Annotated in this window: 14 protein-coding genes and 2 tRNA genes; 8 read left to right on the forward strand and 8 right to left on the reverse strand. The window is 71.8% G+C overall.

Features of this window, described 5'->3' with window-relative positions:
• Positions 1–98: 98 nt before the first annotated feature.
• Positions 99–1631, forward strand: coding sequence for a peptide deformylase (locus VKK44_RS29580; RefSeq protein WP_343447942.1), 1533 nt, complete (start codon positions 99–101; stop codon positions 1629–1631).
• 116 nt (positions 1632–1747) lie between these two features.
• Here the strand turns inward: VKK44_RS29580 and VKK44_RS29585 are convergent, their stop codons facing one another.
• On the reverse strand, positions 1748–2869 hold the full coding sequence (locus VKK44_RS29585; protein WP_343444457.1) for a globin domain-containing protein: 1122 nt from the start codon (positions 2867–2869) through the stop codon (positions 1748–1750).
• A gap of 122 nt (positions 2870–2991) precedes the next feature.
• On the opposite strand from VKK44_RS29585, the gene VKK44_RS29590 reads away from it, so the two are divergent.
• Positions 2992–3765 carry a CPBP family intramembrane glutamic endopeptidase gene (locus tag VKK44_RS29590; RefSeq protein WP_343444459.1) on the forward strand — a complete coding sequence of 258 codons (774 nt, stop codon included), beginning with the start codon at positions 2992–2994 and terminating at the stop codon, positions 3763–3765.
• On the opposite strand, the gene VKK44_RS29595 is transcribed toward VKK44_RS29590, so the two are convergent.
• Positions 3726–4703 carry a hypothetical protein gene (locus VKK44_RS29595; protein ID WP_343444460.1) on the reverse strand — a complete coding sequence of 326 codons (978 nt, stop codon included), beginning with the start codon at positions 4701–4703 and terminating at the stop codon, positions 3726–3728. The genes VKK44_RS29590 and VKK44_RS29595 overlap by 40 nt on opposite strands.
• A gap of 753 nt (positions 4704–5456) precedes the next feature.
• Between VKK44_RS29595 and VKK44_RS29600 the strand changes: the two genes are divergently transcribed.
• Positions 5457–5547: transfer RNA gene (locus VKK44_RS29600), tRNA-Ser, on the forward strand.
• A 36-nt stretch (positions 5548–5583) separates the two neighbouring features.
• Positions 5584–5656, forward strand: a tRNA-Arg gene (locus VKK44_RS29605).
• Here VKK44_RS29605 and VKK44_RS29610 read toward each other — a convergent pair.
• The gene (locus VKK44_RS29610; protein WP_458351699.1) at positions 5622–7121 is read right to left on the reverse strand and encodes a tyrosine-type recombinase/integrase; all 1500 of its coding nucleotides are present in this window, start codon (positions 7119–7121) and stop codon (positions 5622–5624) included. The genes VKK44_RS29605 and VKK44_RS29610 overlap by 35 nt on opposite strands.
• A gap of 428 nt (positions 7122–7549) precedes the next feature.
• On the opposite strand from VKK44_RS29610, the gene VKK44_RS29615 reads away from it, so the two are divergent.
• On the forward strand, positions 7550–8752 hold the full coding sequence (locus VKK44_RS29615) for a COG4705 family protein (protein ID WP_343444462.1): 1203 nt from the start codon (positions 7550–7552) through the stop codon (positions 8750–8752).
• A gap of 65 nt (positions 8753–8817) precedes the next feature.
• Here the strand turns inward: VKK44_RS29615 and VKK44_RS29620 are convergent, their stop codons facing one another.
• The 5 genes from VKK44_RS29620 to VKK44_RS29640 form a co-directional block, all read right to left on the reverse strand.
• On the reverse strand, positions 8818–9567 hold the full coding sequence (locus tag VKK44_RS29620; protein WP_343444464.1) for an ABC transporter permease: 750 nt from the start codon (positions 9565–9567) through the stop codon (positions 8818–8820).
• A gap of 33 nt (positions 9568–9600) precedes the next feature.
• Positions 9601–10287 carry a DedA family protein gene (locus VKK44_RS29625; protein WP_343444466.1) on the reverse strand — a complete coding sequence of 229 codons (687 nt, stop codon included), beginning with the start codon at positions 10285–10287 and terminating at the stop codon, positions 9601–9603.
• Positions 10288–10323: 36 nt separating this feature from the next.
• Positions 10324–10863 (reverse strand): phosphatase PAP2 family protein, encoded by a 540-nt coding sequence (locus tag VKK44_RS29630; RefSeq protein ID WP_343444468.1) that lies wholly within the window; start codon positions 10861–10863, stop codon positions 10324–10326.
• A gap of 94 nt (positions 10864–10957) precedes the next feature.
• Entirely contained in the window at positions 10958–12337 is a 1380-nt protein-coding gene (locus VKK44_RS29635) for a sensor histidine kinase (RefSeq protein WP_343444470.1), read from the reverse strand.
• A gap of 2 nt (positions 12338–12339) precedes the next feature.
• A complete protein-coding gene (locus VKK44_RS29640; RefSeq protein ID WP_343444471.1) occupies positions 12340–13017 on the reverse strand; it encodes a response regulator transcription factor in 678 nt (225 codons plus the stop codon).
• A gap of 264 nt (positions 13018–13281) precedes the next feature.
• On the opposite strand from VKK44_RS29640, the gene VKK44_RS29645 reads away from it, so the two are divergent.
• From VKK44_RS29645 to VKK44_RS29655, 3 genes are read left to right on the forward strand one after another with little or no spacing between them, the layout of a single operon-like run.
• Positions 13282–13575: a FeoA family protein gene (locus VKK44_RS29645; RefSeq protein WP_343444472.1), complete on the forward strand. Its 294-nt coding sequence runs from the start codon at positions 13282–13284 to the stop codon at positions 13573–13575.
• Positions 13572–15524 carry a ferrous iron transporter B gene (gene feoB, locus VKK44_RS29650; RefSeq protein ID WP_458351580.1) on the forward strand — a complete coding sequence of 651 codons (1953 nt, stop codon included), beginning with the start codon at positions 13572–13574 and terminating at the stop codon, positions 15522–15524. Before VKK44_RS29645 ends, feoB begins: the two co-directional genes overlap by 4 nt.
• Positions 15525–15528: 4 nt before the next feature.
• The gene (locus tag VKK44_RS29655) at positions 15529–16065 is read left to right on the forward strand and encodes a NifU family protein (protein ID WP_343444475.1); all 537 of its coding nucleotides are present in this window, start codon (positions 15529–15531) and stop codon (positions 16063–16065) included.
• Positions 16066–16387: the final 322 nt, after the last annotated feature.

A 16387-nucleotide genomic window follows, 5' to 3' on the forward strand; every position in this document is an offset into this window, starting at 1 on the left:
TACGCCGCTGAATTGTCAAGGTGACTGTCGAATACGAGGCAGTTTCCGTACACGTTCGGCCACGAAACGTGAAGATGGTCTTCCCGCGTACGAGGAAGCTGATGACCTCACCGATCGAGCGTGCCGCCGAGTCCTTCGCGGTCGAGCTCGCCCGGCACCGCACCGGCCGAGGGCTGTCCAAGAAGCAGTTGGCGACGCTGATGGGCTTCGACCCGTCCTACGTCAGCCACGTCGAAGGGCGCCGGCACCGGCCCACCGAGGACTTCGCCCGCCGCGCCGAGGCCGTCCTCGAGGCCAGCGGCGCGATCTGGCAGCGCTTCCGGGAGTACGACGAGCTGCGGCACAGCCGGGCCACCGGGACGCACCGGGATCCGCCCGTCCCCGGCCAGTGGCTGCCCCCCGGCACCGGCCTGGTGGTCGAACGCGAGATCGCCACGCTCACCCACACCGGTGACGGCTACCACTGCACGATCCGGCGGGAGCTCTACAACGCCGGCACCGAACCGGTCACCCGCTACCTGGTCCGGGTCGCCGTCGACCGCTACCCGAACGACCCGGGCCGCTCCAACCGGCACCACCGCGAGCATCCGCTCACGTTCGCCGAGCTGCAACTCACCGCGTACCGGGACGACGGCAGCGGACGCGAGCAGATGCACTGGCGGGCCAAGCACGACCGGGACGCGTTCAAGGAGATCTGGCTGCTCTTCGAGAACGACGAGGGACGCTTCCCGCTCTACCCGGGCGACCGGGTCACCATCGAGTACGCCTACCGCGTCGGACGGGACAAGTGGGGCCCCTGGTTCCAGCGCGCCGTACGCCTGCCCACCCGGCACCTCGCGGTGCGCCTCGACCTGCCGGCGGAGCTCGACCCCAAGGTGTGGGGCGCGGAGACCTCGCTGTCGGCGGAGGAGGGCCCGCTGCGGACCCCCATCCAGCACACCCGGGACGCCGACCGGATGATCTACGAGTGGGGGACCGACGACCCGCCGCTGAACGCCCGCTACCGGATGCAGTGGCGGTTCCGCAGCCCGGCACCGGACACCGAGCCGGACAGCACGCCCGCCGGGGAGACCCGGGTGCGTGCCAGCGACCGGATGCGCGCGGCCGGCATCGTGCAACGCGGCGACGACCTGCTCCGGCAGCCCGCCCGCCCGTTCGACCTGCCGGCCGAGGAACGGCACGCCCGGCAGGTCGTCGAGCGGCTCGCCGGGATGCTGGCCCGCCTCGACGAGCTGCACCCGTTCAGCAAGGGCGTCGGCCTGGCCGCCCCGCAACTCGGCGTCGGCTGGGCCGCCGCGCTGGTCCGCCCCGCCGACCGGGCGGCCGACCCGGTAGTGCTGCTCAACCCCCGGGTGGTGGACGCCACCACCGAGACGGACGAGCAGTACGAGGGCTGCCTCTCCTTCTTCGACCACCGTGGCCTGGTGCCCCGGTCGTTGCGGATCGACGTGGAACACGCCCAGTGGGACGGCAGCCGCGTCATCACGTCCTTCGAGTACGCGATGGCGCGTCTGGTCGCGCACGAGATCGACCATCTGGAGGGGCGGCTCTACGTCGACCGGATGGCGCCCGGCGTGCCGCTCGTGCCGGTGGAGGAGTACCGCGAAACCGGTAACCCCTGGCGCTACTGAGCGGCTCCGGCACGCGGACCGGTTGCCGGACCGGCCCGCGCACCGGAAAACGGGGGGCCGGGTCGCGTGCCCCAGGGGGCGGGGGCACGCGACCCGGCTTGGGGGGGAGGAGGGTTCTACAGGGTGCCGAACGTGTCGTAGCGGATGTGGTCCGGCGGGACGTCGTCGGCGGCGAGCGCACGCAGGGTCGCCCGGACCATCGCGGCCGAGCCGGAGACGTAGCAGTCGTGCGTGGTCCAGGGGCCGTACCGGGTGACCACCTCGGAGACGTCGCCGAGTTCGCCGGCGAAGTCCGGGTCGGCGCTGCACGCCGGCGTCACCGACAGCCAGGGGTGCGCCGCCACCAGCTCCTGGAGGCCGGCGAGCCCGTACAGCTCGTCCGGGTGGCCGGCGCCGTAGAAGACGTGCACCCAGCGGGTGCGGTTGACCCGGGTCAGCTCCTCCACCAGCGCCTTGATCGGGGCCAGCCCCACCCCGCCGGCCACGCAGAGGATGTCCCGGGTGGAATCCGGGTCCAGCGTCATCGAGCCCATCGGCGCGGCCAGCCGCAGCAGGTCACCCGGCCGGGTCCGGCGCACCAGCGCACCGGACACCCAACCGGCGGCCCCGGCCGGCGTACGGATGTGGAACTCCAGCACGTTCTCCTCGTTCGGGGCGTTCGCCACCGAGTACGTCCGCCACGTGCGCGGGAGGTGGCGGGGCACCTCCACGCTGACGTACTGGCCGGCCCGCCAGGGCAGCGGGTCCTGGAGCGCCCGCACGGTCAGCACGGCGGTGTCCGGGCCGTGCCGTTCGTGCGTCAGCACCTCGGCGTGCCAGAACGGCGGGTTCACGTCGGCGTCCGCGCCGACGAGCATCCGCTCGCTGATGCTCGCGTACGCGTCCCGCCACGCCTGGTCGTACTCCAGGCTCCAGTCGTCCCCGGCGACGGTGCGCAGGCCGTCCAGCAGCGCGACGCCCAACGTCGCGTAGTGGTCCGCCGTGACGTGGTACTTCCGGTGGTCCCGGCCCAACCCCCGCAGGTACTCGTCGAACGCCTCCGGATCGTCCGCCGTCTGGGCGGCCGTGACGATCGCCTCCAGCAGTCGGTCGCGCTGCCCGCTCATCTGCACCGGGAAGAGCGCGCGCAGCTCCGGGTCGAGCAGGAACATCCGGGCGTAGAAGTGGCCGCAGAGCCGCTCCCCGTGCTCCTCGACCAGGGCCCAGCTCTCCTTCAACAGCCGCGCGACGTTCTCCACAGGGGCACGCTCCTTCTCCGGACGGGCGGATCGGCCCCGATAGAATGTCCACGGAGCGTGTACGCCGGTCGCACACAATGTGCGATCGGCTCATCTGCCCGCCGAAGTGGTTTCATGGTCCGGTGACGGTTGACGAGACTGCCCGGCCGGTCTCCCGCCGGGTGCTGAGCACCGAGACGCTGCTCGTGCTCGGCCTCTCCCTCGGCCAGTCGGCCGTGTACGCGCTGGTCTCGCTGATCGCGAAGCTGACCGCGTCGGGCGGGTTGTCGAAGCAGACCGCCGCGCTGAACACGTCCACGTCGGCCCGGCCGTACCTCGACCTCACGTACCAACTGCTCGGGATCGTCTTCGCGCTGCTGCCGGTGCTGCTCGCCGTACACCTGCTGGCGCGCGACCCCGGCGACCCGGCCCGGACGCTCGGCGTCGACCTGACCCGGCCCGGCTCGGACCTGGTCCGCGGCGCGGGCCTGGCCGCGCTGATCGGCCTGCCCGGGTTGGCGCTGTTCTGGGCGGCGGCCCAGCTCGGGGTGAACGCCACGCTGGTCCCGGCCGCGCTGCCGGACCTGTGGTGGGCGGTGCCGGTGCTGATCCTCGCCGCCGTGCAGAACGCCGTGCTGGAGGAGGTGATCGTGGTCGGCTACCTGATCACCCGACTGCGGCAGCTCAGCTGGCGGCTCGGCGCGGTGCTCGCCACCAGCGCCGTGCTGCGCGGCTCCTACCACCTCTATCAGGGCTTCGGCGCGTTCCTCGGCAACGCGGTGATGGGCGTGATCTTCGGGCTGGTCTACCTGCGCACCCGCCGGGTGGCCCCGCTGATCGTCGCGCACACGCTGCTCGACGTGGTCGCCTTCGTCGGCTACGCGCTGCTGCCGAAATCCTGGTTCGGCTGGCTCTGACCGGCGCGCCGGTACCGGGTGACCGCCCGGGCGGCGAGCCGCTCCGCCGCGGCCGTACCGCCGGTCACCGCCGCCAGCACCGCCGCGCCCGGCACCAACCGCGCCGCCAGCCGCAACCCGAGCCAGCCGCCCGCCTGCGCCACCACCGGCGTGGCCAGCCGCCAGGCCGCCTCGGCCGTCCGGCCCCACGGCCCGTCCGCCGGGACGTCCGCCGCCCGGGCCGCCGCCAGCGCCGCCCGCGCGGCCCCGTCGTCCGGGTGCACCGACATCAGCACCAGCAGCTCCGCCGCCCGGTCCGGATGTGCCGGATCCCGCCCGTAGGCAGCCGCCAGGTGCAGCACCAGGTTCGCCTGCGTCCAGAGCACCGCGGCCAGCTCCGCGGCCGGCGCGAACACGCCGGCCCCCGCCGCCAGCGCGCCACCCGTACCGGCCATCCGGACGAACCGTCGGGTCGCCAGCCGGGCCACCCCGTCTGCGTCCGCCGCCGGATAGGCCCGCCGGACCTGCTCCACCCAACTCCGGGCCCGCGGTCCCAGCGCGTCCACCGCGGCCAGGGCCAGCAGCTCCGGCGCGAACCCGGGGTGGTCGCGCAGGCGCGGCCCCACCGCCCGCCACCCTTCCACCGGGGTACGCGCGTCCGCCGCGTCCGCTGCTGCGGGTTCGGCGGGTGGCTGCGGGGCGGCACGCTTCGCGGGGCTGGTCTTCGCCGCCGGGGCGGTCTTCGTGCTCCGCCGGGCCCGGGCCGTCCGAGGGGCGGGCACGGCCGCGTCCAGCGTCGCGTCGGGCGCGCCCGCCGGGGACGGATCCGTCCGGTCCGGCGCGGTGAACTCCGGCGCGACGGGCGTCTTCCGGGTCGTGGCGGACGCCTTCCGGGCGGTCGGTGCGGCCTTCTTCCCGGCGGGGGCACGACGAGCCCGCTTCGGGGCGGCCTCGCCCACGGGGGCGGCGGTGGCGGGCGGAGTGTCGCCCGGCACCCCTTCGGTCGACCCCGGCGCAAGCACCGGTTCGTCGGGCGTCGGTGTCGCCCCGGCCGCCGGTGTCGCCCTGGCTGCCTCGGGTCGGGCGGCCGACGCCGGCTCGGCCGCCTCCGGTGTGGCAGCGGGTGCCGCCTCGACCGCTCTCGGTGTGGCGGCCCGTGTCGGCTTCGCGGCCCTCGGCGCGGTGACCGGCGTCGGGTCGGCCGTCCCGGCTGCGGTAGGGAGATCGGCCGGGGACGGGCCAGTGGCCGGGGACGGGTCAGCGGCCGGCGTACCCGAACCGGGTGTCTCCGGTGCGGCCGGCCCGCCGGCCGACGGGCCCGGCCCGGTCGTGGACGGCTCGGCGGCCGGTCGCGGACGCGGGGCCGCCGGGACGTCGGCGGCCGGCGTCGGCGGCTGGAAGAGGACGCTCGGCGCGGCCCCACGCGCCCGCCCGCGTGGCGGTGTGTCGTCCGTCTCGTCCCTCGGCGGCGGCTCGGTGGTCGGCGGCGGGCTGAAGGTCGGTCGGGGGGAGCGGCTCCGCCGGGCCTTGGCGGGGGGCTCGCGACGGGGCGGATCGCTCGGCGACTGCTCCTGCATATCGATGGAGCGTAGTCGTGGACGTGACCTGGCACACGGCGGTGATGCGGCGGGTTCGGCGGGGTGCCGGTATCCGCTTTGCCCCCGACGGGTGTGGACCTGTATTCTCGGGCGCGGTGGCCTCCGGGGCACCGAGGAGACTTCGCCTAGTCTGGTCTATGGCGCCGCACTGCTAATGCGGTTGGGGTTTTAAAGCCCCTCCCGGGTTCGAATCCCGGAGTCTCCGCGCGAAAGCCGGTTGTGTAGACTGGCCGAGCACCGAGCGCCCGTAGCTCAATGGATAGAGCATCTGACTACGGATCAGAAGGTTAGGGGTTCGAGTCCCTTCGGGCGCACAAGATCATGAAGGGCCTGAACTGCGGAAACGCGGGTCAGGCCCTTCGTGCTGTCCGGCCTGCGTGGACGGTGGGTGTCACGTGGGTGCGATGTGGGTGCAGCCCCGGAGGCAGCGTTCTCGCGGGTTTGTCGGGATGTGACCCGCGGCTTTGCGGCCTGCTTGCGCTTCGGTGGGGTCGGAGCACCTGTTTTCGGTTTCGACGGTGCCGGGGTGCCGGCTTTGGGGCCGCGGTGGGGCCGGTTCTTGCGGGCGTTGGCTTTGATCTTCTTGCGGGTGCGACGGGCGGCGTTGAGCACGAGTTGGGCGGTGGCGTCGGCGCAGCGGCGTTGGATCTGCGGTAGGACGCTGGTGTAGGTGTCGGCGGTGACCACGATGCTGGAGTGCCCAAGGAGGTCCTGCAGGGTCTTCAGGTCGGCGCCGGCCTCGTGGGCGAGGGACGCGGCGCCGTGGCGCAGGTCGTGCAGGCGTACCGGGGGCAGCCCGGCCCGACGGACGAGGATCCGGAAGCGGGTGGTGGCGTAGTTCGGGTTGATCGGTTGGCCGTCGGGTCGGGTGAACACGTATCCGGTGTCGGTCCAGGGCGTGCCGTTGTCCGCCGCCTCCGCCTTTCGGTCCTGCTCGTAGCGGCGGTGTACGCGCAGAATCTGCACGCTGCGCTTGTCGAGGGCGACAGACCGCCGCCCGGCCGGGGTTTTCGGTTGGCCTTCGACGATCTGGTAGCCGGCGGTGGTGCGGTTGCGTTCAATGGTCAGGGTGCCGTGGTCGAGGTCGATGTCGGACCACCGTAACCCGCACAGCTCACCGCGGCGCAGTCCGCGTAGGCCGGCGAGCCACCAGAGGGCGAACAGGGGGTCATCGTTGACGGCGCTGAGGAACTCGGCGAGGTGGTCGGCGGTCCAGACGGCAACGGCCGGCCGGGCGCCGCTCTGTTCCCAGGACTGCACGCGGGCGTCGGTCCAGACCTTGGCGTGGGGTTGCTGGTAGCCGGTGATCTCGATGTGCCGGGCCGGGTTACGGTCCAGGATGCCTTCCTTGACGGCGAGGTTGAGGGCGGCGCGCAGGGTGGTGCGCAGGTGGTGCATCGCCGAGGCGGACTGCGGACGGCCCTTGCTGTTTCTCGTCGCCGCCATCTGAGCGAACACGGTGCGCAGGAGCGGGGCGTCGAGGTCGGCCAGGCGGTAGCGGCCGAGGTAGGGGATGAGGACGGTGTCGACGTCGCGGGTGTAGTGAAAGCGCGTGGTGGGTCGGATCTTCGTGCGGTTGTCGAGCCAGTGCCGCAGCCACCGCTCGACCGTCCAACCCTGTGCCGTCCGGTCCGCCTGCGTGGTGGTCAGCCATTCGTCGCGGGCGTGGCGGGCGGCGGCCTGCGAGGGGTAGCCACCGCGACGGACCCGCTCAGCGCGGCCGAGCAGGTTCGTCGCGGAGCAGTGGAAGTACCAGGTCCCGTGCCCACGCTCGGACAGTCGGGGGCAGGACTGTTCCCATCGCCGCCGTTGGTCGTCGCGGCAGCCGCACCGTTTGAAGATCACACCTGACGTCGCCATGACCGTGCCCTTCTGATGGAGTCACCTGTTCCACCGAGGCCGGCCCACCTGCCGGTACGGGCCCGTCGACTGGCGCTCGCCACCCGCGCCTTCCGACCATCAGCACGCCTCGCGGGGCGACGGGGCTATGGATCTGGGTGCTCCATGCGGAAGAGGGGCATCACGCATTGTGATGCTGGATGTCGTGGTAGCCGAGGTGGAAGAGCTCGGCGAAGTCTTCAGCAAGGTCTCAGGGTCGGCGGTCCATGCTCCCGTCAGTGTCCTTGACGAAGGGGAGAGTTGTGTCCGTTGCCGCTGATCGGCTGGTAGGTACGCGCGGGTGGTTGACGAAAGTCCCGGCGATTACCGTGACGTTCTGGGTCATCAAGGTGTTGTCGACGACGATCGGGGAGACGTTCGCGGATTATCTGGCCGTGAACGTCGGCCTGGGTCCTGCCGTCACCGACGCCGTCATGATCGCGGCGCTCGTCGTCGCGCTTGTCATCCAGTTCCGGACCCGCGCGTACACGCCGTGGATCTATTGGTTGTGTGTGGTGTTGGTGAGCATCGTCGGTACGCAGTTGACCGACTTGTTCACTGACACGCTGGGCGTGAGCCTGTATGTCAGCACCACCGTTTTCGCGGTCGTCCTCGCGGTCGTGTTCGCGGTCTGGTATCGGCAGGAACGTACTCTCGCGATCACCTCCATCGACACGCCGCGGCGGGAGGCGTTCTACTGGGGCGCGATCCTCACCACGTTCGCGCTCGGCACCGCCGCTGGCGACCTCGCCACCGAGGCGCTCAGCCTGGGCTTCCGCAACGGAGTGCTGATCTTCGGCGGCCTGATCGTCGCGACGTGGGCCGCCTACCGTCTGGGCGCCGGACAGGTGCTGACGTTTTGGATCGCCTACGTGCTCACCCGCCCGCTCGGCGCCTCGCTTGGTGACCTGCTGACGCAGGACAAGGATTTCGGCGGTCTGGGGCTGGGCGCGAGCGTGACCAGTCTGCTGTTCTTCGGCACGATCTTGGTCCTCGTCATCCGTGAACAGGTTCTGGTCAGTCGCCATGGTGTGGCGGTGAAGGGCGCGGGGCCGCTCGGCGGCCACCGGCAGGACTACATCTGGGCCGGCGCGGCCGTCGTAGCTGTCGCGCTGGTCGGGTGGGTGCTGCGGCCGGCTGCGGAATCGGCGCCGACCGCCGAGCCTGCGCCCATGACGACCGCGCAGCCCGGTAGCCAGGCCGGTGCCCCGGCAGCCCTCCCGCGGCAAGCTCGCCCGACCACGAAGCTGGGCAACCTGGGCAAGTTCGCCGTGATCGTCACCGACGTCAAGGAGAAGGTCGCCAAGAATGACCTGGTCGGCGGGAGGGACCGGGTGAAGGATCTTGAGGTGGCCTGGGACGACGCCGAGGCGGGGCTCAAGCCGCGCGATTCCGCGAAGTGGCACCAACTCGACGACCAGATCGATGCGGTCCTGACGGCCCTGCGGGCGTCGAATCCGGTGCAGGGCGACTGCGCCTCGGCGGTAGACACCCTGATGGCGACTTTGAATCAGTTCGACGGCCTCAGGTGATTCCCGATCCGACGGGTCGCCGTCGCGGGGTATGGGGCAAGTTTGAGGCGGGGCGTTTGCTGGGTTCAGGGTGATCGTGGGCGTAGACGTCCCCGCGCCATCAACTCGATGGTGAGGACGATGGCGGTGGCTTCGACGGCGAGGAGGCCGACGAGGACGAACAGCTGGGTGATCCCGGCGGTCAGGGGACTCGCGCCGCCGAGGAGGACGCCGACGAAGGCGCCAGGGAGGGTGACGAGGCCGACGGTGCGGGTCTGGTCGAGGGCGGGGATGAGCGCCTGGCTCGCGGCGGGGCGGCAGACGAGCAGCCGGGCGTCGCGGGGGAGCAGTCCCAGCGCGAGCGCGGCTTCGATCTCGCCGCCCCGGGCGCGAGCATCGTCGTTGAATCGCCGCCCGGCGAGGCTGGTGGCGGTCATGGCGCCGCCGGTCAGGATGCCGGCGATCGGGATGATCGCGATGCCGCGCAGGGGCACAAGACCGGCGAGCAGTAGGGCGGCGACGACGGTCAGGCTGGCGGTGGCGATCGGGACACCCGCCCACCAGCCGTACGGCCCGCCGGTGATCCGCCGCCCTGAGGTGCCGGCGGCGACAACGCACATGAGCAGGACGAACGCGCCGGTGGCCCACAGCGAGCCGACGATCGCGGTGATCACCAGCGACACGGCGGCCAGTTGCAGCGCGGCGCGGACGGCGGCGACGGCGATCTGCCGGCCGTGCCCGAGCCGCCCGACGGTGGCGACGGCGGCTGCGGCGGCGGTCAGCAGCACCAGCGCGACGGCGAGTTTCGGCCCGAGCACCAGCATCGACGAGGTCATCCGGTCAGCGTTGTCTCAGTGCCGACGGGTCGTTCAGTTGCTGCCGGATGCGTCTGTGGACGCCGTCGCGTCGGCGGCCTCGGTTGCCGAGCGGCGGCGGGAGCGCAGGAACTGGATGCCGATGGGCAGGACGGAGACGAGCACGATGGCGATCAGGATGAACTCGATGTTCGACTTGACGAAGCTGATCTGCCCGAGGAAGTAGCCGAGCACGGTGACGCCGGTTCCCCACAGGACGCCGCCGAGGACGTTGTAGGTGACGAAGGTGCGGTAGTGCATCCGGCTGACACCGGCGATAACAGGGGTGAAGGTCCGCACGATCGGCACGAAGCGGGCCAGCACGATCGAGCGGGCGCCGTAGCGGGCGAAGAAGTCGTTGGCCCGGTGCACGTTCTCCTGCTTGAACAGCCGGGAGTTCGGGCGGCGGAACAGGCTTGGGCCGACGCGCTTGCCGAACAGGTAGCCGACCTGGTCACCGATGATGGCGGCGATCGCGGCGAGCAGGCACAGCAGCCAGAGCGGCTGGTGCAGGTAGCGGCCGTCGGCGACGAGGAGCCCGGCGGTGAACAGCAGCGAGTCGCCGGGGAGGAAGAGCCCGATGAGCAGCCCGGATTCGGCGAAGATGATCGCGAGGATTCCGATCAGCCCGAAGGTGGAGATCAGCCATTCCGGGTCGATGAAGCTGGGGCCCACGGCGAGTAGCGCTTGAGGCGTGGACATGGCAAGGACCTCCGAAACCAGGGGTGGGGGTGGTGCTCAGGCGGTGGTGTCGAGGCGGCGGCTGGTCAAACGGTGGTAGACGCGGCCCCCGAGGCTGACGGTGGTGACTGCCGCGGCGGCGATGAGCGCGCCGGCGAGGATGTCCCCGGGGTAGTGCACGCCGGTCCAGACACGGGCGAAGCCGATGATGGTGGCGAGCACGCTCAGCGCTACCCCCCATCGGCGGGACAGAAACGCCCCCACGGCGAACGCCACCGCGAAGGCCGCGGTGGCGTGGTCGCTGGGCAGCGACGGTCCCGCGGCGTGCGGGATCAGTTGGTGCACGGGGTGGGTCTGGAAGGGCCGCACCTCGGTGCTGAGCGCGGCAACGGCCTGCCCGACGGCGAAGGCCAGCCCGAGGGACGCCACGACGCGCCCCAGGGCGGCACGAGCGTCCCGCACGTGAGCCAGGACGGGTATGGCCGCGGTAGCGGCGAGGACGTAGATCAGCCATACCGCCGACCATTCGAAGACGTCGTCGACGGGATCGTTGTGGCCGGCTGCGGCGTTGACAATCTGGAACAGGTGATAGTTCATCGCTCCCCCGTTGGTGGCTGCGGCCCGGACAGGGGCCTCTCGTCCAGGGTCCCGCGCGTCACCTGAGAGGAGCCTGAACCGGCCGGCGGCGGCGTCAGCGATGGTCGGCGTCGGCGGGCAGCAGGATCCGGACGGTCATGCCCGGCCCGGGCACCGCCTGCACGTGTCCGCCGTGCGCCGCGACGACCTCGCGGGTGATGGCGAGGCCCAGGCCGCTGCCGCCTTCCGGGCGGGTGCGGCTGTCGTCGAGACGGACGAACCGGTCGAAGATGCGCTCCCGGTCGGCAGCGGGGACACCGGGTCCGTCGTCGGTGACCTCCACGCACCCCCACCCGTCGCGCACCGACACGCGCAGGGTCACCTGGGTACGGGCGTGGCGGGCGGCGTTGTCGGCCAGGTTCCGCAGCGCGCGGCCGAGGTCGTGGGCGTCCCCGGCCACCCGCACGGGGGTGAGGTGGGCCCGGACGGTCAGGTCCGGGCGGTGCGCGGCGAGCCGGTCCCGCTCGGTGTAGGCCAGATCGTCGAGGTCGACGTCGTCCCGGCGGCGGGTGGCGCCGCGTTCGTCGATGCGCGCGAGCAGCAGCAGGTCCGCGACGAGATCGCCGAGCCGGCTGGTCTCCCGGCGCAACAGATCGACCAGGTCGCGCCGGCCGTCGGGCGAGGGTGCCACGGCCAGGCGGTCGAGACCGGCGCGCAGGGTGGCCAGCGGACTGCGCAGTTCGTGGCTGGCGTCGGCGACGAACCGGCGCTGGCTCGCCGCGGCGGTCTCCAGCCGCTCCAGCATCCCGTTCATCGTCTCGGCGAGCGCCGCGACCTCATCTCGAGCCGCCGGCACGGGCACGCGGGCGTGCAGGTCACGGGCGGTGATGCCGGCGACCCGGCGGCGGATCGCCTCGACCGGGCGCAGGGAACGTCCGACGAACCAGAACACCGCCGCGCCGACCACCAGCAGCATGGGCGCCAGCCCGGCGGCCAGGATCGCCGCGACCGCCTCGGTGCTCTCGTTGACCGGCCGCAGCGACTGCGCGACCAGCACCGTGCGTACACCGGAGCCGGTGGCCACCCCAACGGCTGCGATCCGGAAGGGGTCCTCGTCGGCGAACGGCAGCAGCCGCTGCTCGCGCAGCAGTTGACCGGGCCGGGGCCGCAGCGGGGACAGCGGCGCGGCGTCGCCGAGCGCGGCCGAGGCCGCCTCGACCCGCCCTGACGGGTCGAGGACCTGCACCAACGTCTGCTCTCCCGGGCTGGGCTTCAGCGTCTGGGCGAGTGCGTCCTGATCGCCGGCGGCCACCGCCGAGACCACCTCGGCCGCCCGTTGCCGCGCGGCGGCGTCCACGTTGCCGGCGAGATCCGCGCGGGCGAGGTAGACGAACGCCGCCGCGCCGACGGCGAAGGCCGCCCCCACGACGGTGGCGGCGGCCAGCGCCGAACGCAGCCGTACGCCCAGATGCCGGCGGATCCACCCGATGGCCATGCTCAGCCGCCGTCGGCTGCTAGGCGGTAGCCCATGCCCCGCTCGGTCTGGATGGCCCGGCGCCCGAACGGCTGGTCGATCTTGCGGCGGAGGTAGCCGACGTACACCTCGACGATGTTGGGGTCGCCGTCGAAGTGGGCGTCCCAGACGTTGTCGATGATTTGCCGTTTGGACACCACGTCACCGCGGTGACGCATCAGGAACTCCAGCAGCGCGAACTCCCGCGCGGTGACCCGAACGGCCTGGCCGGCCCGACTGACCTGCCGTCGCGCCGGATCCACGCTCAGGTCCCCGGCGGTCAGCACGACCGGCCGGGCGGGCGCGCCCCGGCGCACCAGAGCCCGCAGCCGAGCCACCAGCACCACGAAGGAGAACGGCTTGACCAGGTAGTCGTCGGCCCCGAGGTCGAAGGCATCCGCCTGGTCGTACTCGCCGTCCTTCGCCGTCAACATCAACACCGGCGTCCACACGCTCCGTGACCGCAGCCGCCGGCACACCTCGTACCCGTTGAGACCGGGCAGCATGATGTCCAGCACGATCACGTCGTACGGGTTCTCGGTGGCCGCCCACAGCCCGTCGGTCCCCGTGTGCTGCACATCCACGGCGAAACCCTCGTCCGTCAGGCCGACGCGCAGCACCTGCGCCAGGGCGGTCTCGTCCTCGACGACCAGCACCCGCACCCCTGCCCACCCCCTTCCGGAACATCGGCACCCGCACCCGCATCACCCCGATCATCGCGCGGACGCGTGGGCGGACGGGTGAGCCAGGGCACCGGAGTGCCGTCGCACGGCCACCGCGACGGATCCGACCGGCACCAGATGGACCAGAACGGCCGCAACCAGCACAACCGCACGGTACGCGGCCGCGGCCGGACGGCCGACCACCCGGCCGGAGTTCCTCACACACCCTGGCAGGTGAGGCGAGGCTTACCTTATGGTGAGCGGGTGCTGCTGAGACGTCCTGCTGTCGCACGAACCGGCCCCGCGGTGTGTGCCGTCGAGCCGGGTCGGCTCGCAGACCTGCCCCCGGGCAGCCGCGCCACGATCGTGGGACTGGCCGACGGCGCGCCCCCTTCGACGGCCCGCCGGCTGGCGGACCTCGGGTTCACCGCCGGGACGCCGGTGCAGGTCGTGCGACGCGCGCCCCTGCGGGATCCGGTCGTGTACCGGGTCAAGGACTACGACCTATGCCTGCGTCGTGCGCAGGCCGCGCACGTGCTGATCCGGGACGCACGGTGACGGACCCGGGATGCCACGCTGAGGCCGCACGTGGCGCCGTTGACACGGCATTGCCCCGCTTGGCCCTGGCGGGCAGCCCGAACGCCGGTAAGACGAGCATCTTCAACGCGCTGACCGGTCTGCACGCCAAGACGGGCAACTACCCCGGTGTGACGGTGTCCCGATTCGTCGGCACCATGCAGGCGGGTGACCGGCGGTACCTGATCGAGGACCTGCCGGGCACCTACAGCCTGGACCCGATCAGCCCTGACGAGCAGATCATGGTTGACGTGCTCGACGGCCGTCTCGACGGCGAGGCACCCCCGGATGCCCTGCTCGTCGTGGTGGACGCCACCACGCTGCGCCGCTCCCTGCGGTTCGTCGCCCAGGTGCTGCGCCGTGGCCTGCCCGTCTGCCTGGTGGTGACGTTCACCGACGAGATGACCGTACGGCAGGGCCACCTTGACCTGTCGGCGTTGCAGCAGGCGCTGGGCGTGCCGGTGGTGCGGGTGCTCGGCAACCGCGGGCAGGGCATCGACCAGCTGAAGGACCAGATCGAGCGGTGGCCGACGTGGTCGACACCGGCCCTTCCGCCACCGGACGAGCCGGCCGAGGCGGACGCGTGGGCGGAGTCGGTGCTGAGCTTTGCCGGCTACCGGGCCCCGGGACGGCACCGCATTACCCAGCGCGTCGACGCGGTGTTGCTGCACCCGCTGTGGGGCACCATCGTGTTCCTCGCCGTGATGATGCTCTTCTTCCAGACCGTGTTCACCCTGGCCGCACCCCTGCAGGGCTACGTGGAGACGTTCTTCGGGTGGCTGTCCGGGCTGGTGGCCACCCACGTCGGCAACCCGTGGCTGGCCGGGCTGGTCGGCGACGCGGTCATCGGCGGCATCGGCGCGGTGCTCGTCTTCGTGCCGCAGATCATGCTGCTGTTCCTGCTGATCTCCCTGCTCGAGGGCGTCGGCTACATGTCCCGCGCCGCGTTCCTGATGGACCGGGTGATGTCCCGCGCCGGCCTGGAAGGCCGCGCGTTCGTGGCCCTGCTGTCGTCCTTCGCCTGCGCGATCCCGGGCATCATGGCCACCCGCACCCTGCCGTCGGCCAAGGACCGCCTGGCCACCATGATGGCCGCGCCGCTGATGACCTGCTCAGCCCGGCTGCCGGTGTACGTGCTGCTGATCGGCCTGCTCGTGGACCCTGCCGCCCGCTGGGGGCCGTTCGGAGCGCAGGGCCTGGTCATGTTCGGCATGTACCTGCTCGGCGCGGTCTCGGCCATGACCGCCGCCTGGGTGTTCAAGAAACTCGGCGACCGCACCGGCCCGCTACTGCCGTTCTACATGGAGATGCCCCCCTACCGGATCCCCTCACCCCGCTCGGTGCTGATCGCGGTCGGCGACTCGGCCAAGTCGTTCCTGCGCAAGTGCACCACCATCATCGCGGTCACCACCGTGAGCCTCTGGCTGCTGCTGAACCTGCCCCTGCACTCGACCGCCGACCTGCGCGCCCACGGCGTCGACCCGGGCAACGACACCGCGGTCTCGGCGTACGTCGCCGACCACAGCTACGCCGCCGCCCTGGGCCACCTCGTCGCGCCGGTCTTCGACCCGCTCGGCTTCGACTGGCGGATCAACATCGGCGTGCTGTCGGCACAGTCGGCACGGGAAACGTTCGTCGCCACCCTCGGCCAGGTCGCCGCCGCGGAAAACCCCGACGAACCGTCCAAGGCGCTCAAGGCGATGACCTACACCGACGGGCCGCACGCCGGGCAGCCGCTGTTCACCGCACCGACCATCGCGGCGCTGCTGGTCTACTTCGCCTTCGCGTTGCAGTGCATGGCCACCGTCGGCATCATCCGCCGCGAGACCGGCGGCTGGAAATGGCCCCTGATCGCGTTCAGCTACCTGACCGCGCTGGCCTGGATCATGGCCCTTCTGGCCAGGACCATCACCGCGCTGCTGACGGGATGACGCCATGATTCCCATCCACCCACAACCCGTCGCCGGTCACGCCGAGCAACTGCGCTGGATAACACCGGCCGGGATGCTGCCCTTCACCGGCGTCGCCGCCACCCTGCCCGCCCCGCTCGCCGCCCTGCGCGACGACGGCACCCTCGCCCAGGTACGCGTCGAACCCGCCGCGATCGTCACCACACTGCGTCCCGGTCGGCAGTGGTCCCGCGACGGCGCCCGCGTCCGTACGGCGCTACACGCCGCCCTCGCCGATCCGACCCACTGGACCACGGCCGACAACGGCGGCGAGCCGGACGACGGGCCACTGCGTCACGCCGCCCAGGAGTTGCTCGACGGGCCCGTCGGCGACCTCGCCCGCTCCCACGGCGGCCACATCGAGCTCCTCGACGTCCGCGACGGCACCGTCACCGTCAAGCTCGCCGGCGCCTGCCACGGCTGCCCCGCCGCCCGCAGCACCCTCCGTCAAGGGCTGGAGGATCAGCTACGCCGGAGCCACCCACAGTTGCGCGCCGTCACCGCTGATCCGAATCGCGGCTGACCCGGGCCGAGCTGCTTCCCCTGGCGTCGCGATCACACATCGCTACCAGCCGTGATGGTGCTCCGTTGGTGCTCGGATGTTCGGAGCTTGACCAGCACACTCGGAACAGGACCAGCGTAGGACGTCCTCAACGGCCGACCGCCGGACCTCAGGATGTCGCATGCCGCTCGCGACACCGCCCTGACCAGCAGATACTCAGCCACTCTTTTCGGCACGTAGCAGCACTCAGCGACACGCCGGAAGTGACGGCTACACGGCGTAGAGAGCATCTGACGGGTTCGGACTACGGATCAGAAGGTTAGGGGTTCGAGTCCCTTCGGGC

Origin of the sequence: Micromonospora sp. DSM 45708 (assembly GCF_039566955.1) — a bacterium.
Taxonomy (GTDB): Bacteria; Actinomycetota; Actinomycetes; order Mycobacteriales; family Micromonosporaceae; genus Micromonospora.